The sequence below is a fragment of the Occallatibacter sp. genome, from assembly GCF_049802275.1.
GTDB lineage: Bacteria > Acidobacteriota > Terriglobia > Terriglobales > Acidobacteriaceae > Telmatobacter.
In genome coordinates, this window is record NZ_JBARMD010000709.1 from 1 (window position 1) to 2,889 (window position 2,889).

Annotated in this window: 2 protein-coding genes and 1 pseudogene; 1 reads left to right on the forward strand and 2 read right to left on the reverse strand. The window is 58.2% G+C overall.

Going from position 1 to position 2,889, the window contains the following annotated elements; genetic code table 11:
- A pseudogene (locus WA354_RS23890) lies at positions 1-236 on the reverse strand (dehypoxanthine futalosine cyclase); the annotation flags it as partial.
- A gap of 774 nt (positions 237-1,010) precedes the next feature.
- Entirely contained in the window at positions 1,011-1,592 is a 582-nt protein-coding gene (locus tag WA354_RS23895; protein ID WP_472815533.1) for a c-type cytochrome, read from the reverse strand.
- A gap of 320 nt (positions 1,593-1,912) precedes the next feature.
- Between WA354_RS23895 and WA354_RS23900 the strand changes: the two genes are divergently transcribed.
- Complete coding sequence (locus tag WA354_RS23900) at positions 1,913-2,659, forward strand: hypothetical protein (protein WP_472815534.1); 747 nt, start codon at positions 1,913-1,915, stop codon at positions 2,657-2,659.
- Positions 2,660-2,889: the final 230 nt, after the last annotated feature.

Genomic DNA, 2,889 nt, shown 5'->3' on the forward strand with positions numbered 1-2,889 from the left:
ATGTAGCCCTCATCGGACCGGGGGATGGTTTTTCCTTCTTTGGGGAGGGGGCGGTAGAAAGCGCAGAAGGTGCAGTACTCGGTGCAGAAGTTGGTGTAGTTGATATTGCGATCGATGATGTAGGTGACGACGCCCTCGGGGTGGAGGCGGCGACGGACGGCGTCGGCCTCGAAACCCAGTCCGATGAGGTCAGGGGAGTTGAAGTAATCGAGGGCTTGCTGGCGGGTCAGCGACATGGGCCTATTTTACCAATATGGTCTTTTGGGGTTGGTCCGGAGCGGCCCTACGGGACGGATGGTATCGTGCTTGATCGCATTCCCAGGGTTTCGCCCTGGGCTATTTTCGAGTGTTCCCTCCGGGAACCACGCGAGGTCCAATGGAATCGTGCCTTTTTGAAGTGCGGTGCAAGCAGTGATGTAACGGATATGAATCGAATATTTAGTTTCGCCTGGACTTGCGAAAGAGGAATAGGCCGCGTTGTTGCACGGGATCGGGGCGGGTGCGCGAGAGGTTGGAGGCGGTAGAAATGCCGCTGAACAGGACAAACCAGTCCCAGAATGCGCGGAATGCTCCTTTTGGCGTTTGATTCGTCATGGTTAAGCGTTAATTGGACCCCTTATAAACCTCATCAGATGAGATTCCGAATAGACCCACTGTGATTCGGCGAAATCGCAGAATCATCGACCTGAGCCAGGTTTGGGAGCAGGTTTCGGTGCCGTCTTTTTCGTAGGACTGGAGACGCCGAAGCTCATGAGGAAGAAACGGAGGCCTTTGCGGAGCGAATCTGCCAAGCTCATCGAGATGCCTTTCTGGGGCACCTCCAGAATATCTCGATCGGGCGGTTGGAGGCACAGTTCGTGTTGCCGGAGCCGAATCCCGGCGGGTTGAGGTCGTGCCATCCCACCCATGCCGCGATGAGACTGCGTCATGGATGGGGCACCGACATTCGCCGGCCACCAAGCGGTTGAAGCGCTTCTTCTTTTGTGAATCCGCTTGCGTGCGGTCAGAGCTCATTGCTGCGCAATGGGTTCGGGCGCAGGCGGGTGGGTGGGCGCGTCTGCGGGCGGAGCGGGGGCACGGTTGAGGATTTCGAGGGCGGCGGGGGGCATGGGTTTGTTGGCGTTGGCGAGGAATATGCTCACTTGCCACAACTCGGTGTCGTTGAGCTGCGTTTTAAAGGAGGGCATGCCAGTGAGGCGGATGCCGTTCTGGACCTTCCAGTAGGTCTCGCCAACGGGGTCGTCGCTTACGCCCACAACACTGGGATCGTTCCGATGCGCCTCGAGCAATTGTGGCGCATCGGGATACATATTGTCGCCGATGGCAGCGGGCTTGTTGTGAAGGCCGTGGCAGAAGGCGCAGCGCTCTGTGTAGATGCGTGCTCCGGCAGTTAGGGTGGGCTGATCGGGCTCCATGTGAGTGCCGACCATTTCTTTTTGAATGCGCGCATTGAGCGGCATGTGGACAAGCTGGGCTTCGTGGGGAAACGGAGGATCGGAAACTGCTACCGGCACGTTGCCGTAGGTAAGATAAGCCAGAACGACCAGGGGTACGAGGACAATACCAAAGATAAGTCCAAGCAGGAATCGCATTAGTGGTTGCTGCCTCCGTAGGCTTTCATCGTATTGCATGGAGCCGGGAGTCGCGGCAAAATCCTGTGTCGCGCGTCCAATGGATGACAGCCCCGCGCATGGCCAGTTCAAGACGAATAACGGGCAAACCGAAGGAATGCCCCGAGGAGCATGCTCCATGGTCGCCGCCCCTGCCATCCCGGATGCTGACTGTCAGCGGGGGCCCAGGTCCCGATGGTCGCGTCGACTTTGCATTCCTCGCCCGGCGGGGTGTCTCTGGTTTGCGATAATGAATAAAGGGGTGCGCTCGGCTCCGTAAAGGTGGAGGTAAGTCTAGACCGATGTATTCTTTTCGCCGTTCTTTAGGTGTTCTGGCGTTTATTTCGCTTGTTTCTTTTGGTGCTCTGGCGCAGAGCACGGGTTCCAGCAGCAATCCACCGGCACAGGATCAGACGCAGCCGCAAGCCCCGGCAGCTACACAGAGCCAACAGGGTCCGGTGACGGTGCAGGCGCGCATCAAGGCGCGGCGCGATGCGCGGCGTGCGCAGGCAATCCACGACACGTATGCTCATTTGTACGAAGTGTTTGTGGGGGGCGGGTACCAGCGGTTTTTGCCGGGACCTGCGCTGCAGCGGAACACGATGTATTCGTGGGATGCGGCGATTACGCGCTACTACAGCGAGAAGCTGGGGATTACGTTTGACGGCCGGGGGTACTACGGGACGGCGTATGTGGGGCTGAATTCGACGTCGTTGACGAGGCCGGCCATTAGCCATTACGACGTGCTGGTGGGGCCGGTTTACCGTTTCAGGATGCGGCCGAAGTATTCGCTTGCCGGGAGCGTCAAGGGCGGCGTGGCCATGGGCAATTTCACCGGCGACACCAATGGGTTTGGGTCCGCGGTGCTTGGGCTCTTTCCGGATGGAACGACGTATGCGATTAACGCCAGCTTCATTGGCGAGGTAAATATCTCGCCGAATTTTTCGCTGCGGCTGGCGCCTGAGTATATGGCAACCGGTTTTGGATCCAGCATTCAAGCCGATCCCGGATTTACGTACGGGTTTGTCTATCGATTTGGAAAGCAGTGAAAGCAGGGAGCAGGGAATCAGGGGAACAACAAACGGCCCACCATTCGGTGAGCCGTTTCTATTCTGGCTTGTGTGTGGCGTAGTCAACAGCGCCATCATGTGGATTGAGACGTAGGGTTCGTCGCCGATGACCCTGCTGTCGTTGTCGGCCTCTACTATGTAGAAGAGGTTGCGGGGGCGAGTGCGAGCAGCGCGATGCCGATGATGATGAGAACCGCCACGCCGATCAG